Raw genomic sequence first — 5500 nt, 5'->3', positions numbered from 1 at the left:
CGCCCGCTGTCCGCCGGCCAGCGCGCGGCTGTCGCACGGCAATGCCGCTGGCGCCGCTTCGCCGCCGACGAGCAGTTGATCGACCATTGGGCCGATACCCATGACGTTGCCTTCGTGGTCGAAGGGCGGGTGCGGGTGCTCAGCCACTCCGCCGGCGGACGGGAGATCAGCTTCAGCGATATCGAGGCGGGGGAACTGGTCGGAGAAATGTCTGCCCTGGACGGTCGGCCCCGCTCGGCGTCGGTGGTGGCGCTGGGGGAGGGCGCGCTGATCGCCTTCCTGCCGCCAAGGCCGTTTCAGACCCTGGTCGCGGCCCATCCGGAACTGGCGATGGCGATGATGCTGCGCCTGTGCGACAAGCTGCGCGGCGCCACCGACCGCATCATGGAGTTGTCGACGCTCGGCGCCAACAACCGCGTTCATGCCGAACTGCTGCGCTTGGCCAAGCGTGGCTCGCGTCAGGGGGCGGCGGCGATCATCGCGCCGATCCCCGTCCACTCCGATATTGCTGCCCGCGTCAGCACCACCCGCGAGACCGTGGCCCGTGTGCTGAGCGACCTGACCCGCGATGGAATACTGGAGCGCAGATCAGACGCGCTGGTGGTGCGCGATCTGTCACGGCTGGAAATGCTGGTCGAGGAAGTGCGTGGCGGCCTCTGACTGCGCCAGGAAAAGCGGGATCCCAAAAAGAAAAGGCCGCGGCCGCCCGAACAGTCGGGCCTTGCCGCGGTCGCCTTTCAAACCCTCAAAGTCTTTTTTCTTATACCGCTGTCAGCGGTGCAGTGACTGGAACAGGATTGCAACCGGGGTGGCCTTCGCCCATTCCGTCAGAAACGTACCGACCGGACGCAGCAGGATGGCCGCCGGGGTGGCTTCGATCCAGTCGGCGGCGAAATCGCGAACCGGATGCTGTGACTGCGTGTCGCCATGGGCGCTGCCATGGTCACCATGGTGAAGGCTGAGGATACTCATGATCGTCTCCTTTGATTCCAGGGTGGAGGTCGGGGCGGTGGGTCTTCAGCGCTTCAACAGGCTGAGTATGAGGCCGACCGGAGTGGCGGCCGCCCATTCGGTCAGGAAAGCGCCGACCGGGCGCAGGGCCAGATAGGCCGGGGTGGCTTCAAACCAGGCCACCGGAAATTCGGAAACCGCGTGCAGGGCGTCGGCCGAAGCGTGATGGTCGGTACCCGGCTTGAAAGTGGCAGTGGTCATTGTCGTCTCCATCGGGCTGTTGAGGAGACTATATACTGGTATACCCAATGCCAAATACGCTGACTCTGCATTGCTGGATGCTGCAAAAATTACAGCTATACAGAGGTTTGCTTTTACAAATCGTCTTTGATCGTATCAATCAGTGATCATAGCGATTATCCCCAATGGAAGGCTGTCGGGAGTGTTCCAACCGCGCTTATGGAATGTTTGAAAAACAAACCAACATATTGACAAGGTTCCCTTGAAAAACGACCTCAGGTCCATGGTGCAATATATCGGTCCCGATCCTCTCCGCAGCCTTTACGACGCCGTGCAGGCCATGCGGCGCGAGCCTTCCGCGATTCCTGAAGCCTCGCGTACGGGAAAGCTGCTGGCGCAGGGGCGCGCCCGAATGGCACGCAAGGTGGGTGAGGAGGCGATCGAGGTCGCGATCGAGGCGATGCGGGGCGACCGCGGCGCGCTGGTGATGGAGGCAGCGGACCTCCTCTACAATCTTGTCGTCCTGCTGGCGGACCTGGATGTTGCGCCCGATGAGATCCTGGCGGAGCTCCGGCGGCGCGAGCTGGCCTACGGAATCGCCGAGAAATTGCCAAAATCCGACGAATCCACGACAGCCGCTCCGGCCAAGCCGCTTGCCGGCGAAGCCGGCTCTTCCAAGGCCGGCCCGGCTAAGCGCTGCAAGCGTTAGGCGCTGTCCCCATCCTGCGGGAAGATCAGCTCGAAGCGTGTGCCAACTCCCCTGGTGAAGTGGTACTCGCCACCGATTTGGCGCGCGAAGGCCCGGACCAGATCCATACCCATCGATCGCCGTCCGGGACTGCCGCCATCCTCCGGTTCCGGCGAGCCGGTGCCGTCATCCTCGATGGCCAGATACAGCGATCCGCCCTTCTCCGTCACGGAGATGTCGATTGTGCCGGTGCCGCGGCCGGCAAAGGCATGCTTGTAGGCGTTCGACACCACCTCGTTCAGGATCAGGGCGAAGGGAACAACCCGGTTCAGGTCGAGGCTGAGCGGTTCCACATGGTGCCTGATCTCGATGGTCCGGCCGGGGCGGCTATGGAAACTGGTGAGATGACCTGCCAGAGCCTCGATGAAGCTGTCGAGACGGACCGCCGACACGCCGGTCGACCGGTAAATCTGCTCGTGGATCAACCCCATGGTGTTGATGCGGGTCAGTGCCTCGCTGAAGGGGGCTTCCAGTTCCGGCGTGCGCTGTGCCTGCAATTCCAGAAGGCTGAGGATGACCTGAAGGTTGTTCTTCACCCGGTGGTGGATGTCGCGCAGCAGCACCTCCTTGTCGGCCAGCGCCTGGTCGAGATGGCGGGTGCGTTCGGCGATCCGGTCTTCCAGCGCCTCGTTGGCGCGGCGCAGTGCCTCCTGCGCATCGGCGGCCTGGCGCGACCGGCGCAGCGCGATGCCGCCCAGCAGGCTCAACAACCCGAGCGCCGGGATGGCGGTCAGAACATAAGGCAACACCCGGTCACGCCAAGCCGTCTCGATGGAGGCGACATCGGTGCCATAGACCACATAGACCGGCAGGTCGGGAACCTTGCGGCGGGCGATCACCCGCTCGACCCCGTCGAAGGGCGTCACCGCACGGAAGACCCCGTTCGTGTCGCGTGCTGCGATCAGTTCCGGGAAGCGGCCGATATCGACACGGTCGTCCGGGGCGTTCAGCGGATTCCGGACCAGCACCTCCCCATCTTCCCGCATCAGCAGGATTACGTCGTGCGACCCGTGCAGGACCGAACGGTAGAAGCCGGCAAAATAGCTGGGCAGCAGGGAGATTTGCGCCACGCCCTGGAAACTGTGATCCGGAAACTCCATCCGGCGGCTGAGGGTGAAGAATATCTCCCTCACGATCTTGCCGCTCAGTCGCGGGCCGATGTGGATCCTGTCGTCGGGGGTAAGGTGGGTGCGGAAATACTCGCGGTCGGCGGCGTTCAACGGACGCATCGGCCATTCGAAGCTGCTGGCACGCACCCGCCCGCTCTCGTCGAAGACCCAATAGGATTGAACTTCCGGTGTTTGCGACGCCATCGCCCTCAGCCGCTCGTACAGCAAAGGAGAACCGTCGATCCGCTCCCAGCCGAGGTCGTCGACCATCCATTCCATATGCGACAGGGTGGATGCGTGGATTCCCAACGTCTTGGCCGCATGCTCTTCCAGGACGCGGGCGATGGCGATGCTGCGGTTTTCGGCCTCGGCGATCACCTGTCTGCGGTACTGATAGGCCGAGAACACCAGCAGGGCTGCGGTGAGCGCCAACGCGGCAGCCAGCAGCGCTGCGATCGCCAACGAGGTGGCCTTGCGTCCGGCGAGCCCAGAATCCCGGCTTCCTATGGCATGTGGATCCTGTTCGAAGCCGGTGGGGGACATCGTGGCGAGGCGGTCCGTTCATGAGGGGGAGTGCAGGGCATGATGATAGCTCAAGCGCCACAGCCCGTCACTCAACAACTATGTCGAGATGAAATCCAAAACCATTTCTCTTGAAAGTGTGTGTTCTGGATGCCATCGGGTTCCGGCAAAAGGCCGATTCTCCAGGTGTCTTGTTTTGGCAATTCGAGCATTTTGACGCAGTGTAAAGCTGAGCTGTACTTGCGTAGGGTGGAAGGCCGGAGCCGGGATGATTATCGACGCTGGCGATCCGCGCATCGCAGAAATCCTGTTATGTCCTGGCATAATGAAGTCTTGCGCAACATTGATGGCAGCCGGACACACTCGCCGCTCATATGCGACAAATTGAAACGAATGCTGCCAATTCGCCTGATCGGACTTGGATCCGGCACCGCAGGGTGGTTCCATCCTGGCGTGATACTGGTTGTCATGCGCAGGGCGACGGGGGCGGCGGATGATGGAGGGAGGCGAGGGGCAGTGCCGTGGGCTTGATGGGGAACCGGACGACGACCTGCTGTTCGGTCCGGACGACGGCACCACAATAGCGGCGATGCCCCACAAATCCACTGGCCAGCCCTGGCCGGTCCTGGTGGTGGACGACGATCCCCAGGTCCATGCCATGACTGCGGTGCTGCTGCGTGACTTTGAATTCGACGGACGTCCGTTCGAGGTGGTGAGCGCCCTGTCGGCGGAAGAGGCGAAGGCGGTTCTCGCCCGGCGGCCCGATCTGCCCATCGCCCTGCTCGATGTCGTGATGGAGACTGAGGATGCGGGCCTCAAGCTGGTTCGCCACATCCGGGAGGAGCTGGGCAATCGCCGCATGCGCATCATCCTGCGCACCGGGCAACCGGGACAGGCACCGGAACGGGATGTCATTGTCGGCTATGACATCAACGACTACAAGGCCAAGAGCGAGCTGACGGCGCAGCGCCTGTTCACCGCCCTGGTCAGCGCGCTGCGGGCATGGCGCGATATCGTGACGATCGAACGCAACAGGCAGGGATTGGAACGGATTCTCAGTGCCTCCGCCCCGCTGTTCGAGATGCGGCCGATGCGAGCCTTTGTCGAACGGCTGGCGGAGCAGCTTGCGCGCGTCGTCGATCACGGCCATGAGCCGGCGGTGCTGGCCTGTCGGCCGGTCGCGCGTGCCGACGGGTGCCAGAGCGTCGACGTCGTGGCCGGGCTGGGTCCGTTCGCGCGCAGCATCGGCACGCCGGTGGGCGAGATTCTGCCTGCCGAGGCGGCGGCGGAGGTGGTGGGGGCCCTGGTCAGCCAGCGCAACCTTTATCACGATGACCGCTGCGTCCTGGTGTTCCGCACGCGCGAACATGGTGTCACCGTCTTCCGGTTGGAGCGGGCGGATCCCTACACGCCCGACGAGCGGCAACTGCTGGAGCTGTTCTGCAACCGTGTCGCCATCGGCTTCGACAATGTCTGCCTCTACGAGGAGTTGATGGCGCTGAACCGCTCGCTGGAACAGCGGGTCGATGAACGGACCGTCGAACTGGCGGCCAACCAGAAGGCACTGATCCTGGCAAAGGAGCGGGTGGAGCGTGCGCTGGAGCGTGAATTGCTGACGCGCGACCAGCAACGCCAATTTCTCGGCATGGTCAGCCATGAGTTCCGCACGCCGCTCGCCATCATCGACAGCGCGGCACAGTTGCTGGCGATGCGCGCCGGGCAGGTGGAGCCGGAGATGCTGGAACGGCTGGCGGTGATTCGCGGCAGCGTGCAGCGCCTGACCGGCCTGATCGATTCCCATCTGACGGACGAGCGGCTTCAAAGCAACGCTCTCGTTCTCGAATGCGCCAAGGTGGATTTGCCGGAGCTGATCCGCTCTGTCGTCCAGCCCTTCCGCGTCGCCTATCCAGACCGCGAGTTTCGGCTGACC

At 63.5% G+C, this 5500-nt stretch carries 6 protein-coding genes; 3 read left to right on the top strand and 3 right to left on the bottom strand.

What is annotated here, in order from left to right:
• Positions 1 to 660: Crp/Fnr family transcriptional regulator (locus I71_RS14345; protein WP_042695530.1), on the top strand; the 660-nt coding region annotated here is incomplete at its 5' end.
• Between the two features lie 111 nt (positions 661 to 771).
• Here I71_RS14345 and I71_RS14340 read toward each other — a convergent pair.
• Entirely contained in the window at positions 772 to 972 is a 201-nt protein-coding gene (locus tag I71_RS14340; RefSeq protein WP_042695529.1) for a hypothetical protein, read from the bottom strand.
• A 45-nt stretch (positions 973 to 1017) separates the two neighbouring features.
• Positions 1018 to 1212 carry a hypothetical protein gene (locus I71_RS14335; RefSeq protein ID WP_042695528.1) on the bottom strand — a complete coding sequence of 65 codons (195 nt, stop codon included), beginning with the start codon at positions 1210 to 1212 and terminating at the stop codon, positions 1018 to 1020.
• 241 nt (positions 1213 to 1453) lie between these two features.
• On the opposite strand from I71_RS14335, the gene hisE reads away from it, so the two are divergent.
• Positions 1454 to 1900: a phosphoribosyl-ATP diphosphatase gene (hisE, locus tag I71_RS14330; protein WP_244433839.1), complete on the top strand. Its 447-nt coding sequence runs from the start codon at positions 1454 to 1456 to the stop codon at positions 1898 to 1900.
• Here the strand turns inward: hisE and I71_RS14325 are convergent.
• On the bottom strand, positions 1897 to 3510 hold the full coding sequence (locus I71_RS14325) for a sensor histidine kinase (RefSeq protein WP_244433838.1): 1614 nt from the start codon (positions 3508 to 3510) through the stop codon (positions 1897 to 1899). The two genes, hisE and I71_RS14325, sit on opposite strands and share 4 nt — an antisense overlap.
• Positions 3511 to 4063: 553 nt before the next feature.
• Here I71_RS14325 and I71_RS14320 point away from each other — a divergent pair.
• The coding region (locus tag I71_RS14320) for a DUF3369 domain-containing protein (protein WP_244433837.1) at positions 4064 to 5500 on the top strand (1437 nt) is incomplete at its 3' end.

It is taken from the genome of Azospirillum sp. B506 (genome assembly GCF_000333595.1).
GTDB lineage: Bacteria > Pseudomonadota > Alphaproteobacteria > Azospirillales > Azospirillaceae > Azospirillum.
The sequence above is the reverse complement of the archived record's forward strand: the minus strand, read 5'-3'. Positions and strand labels throughout refer to the sequence as shown.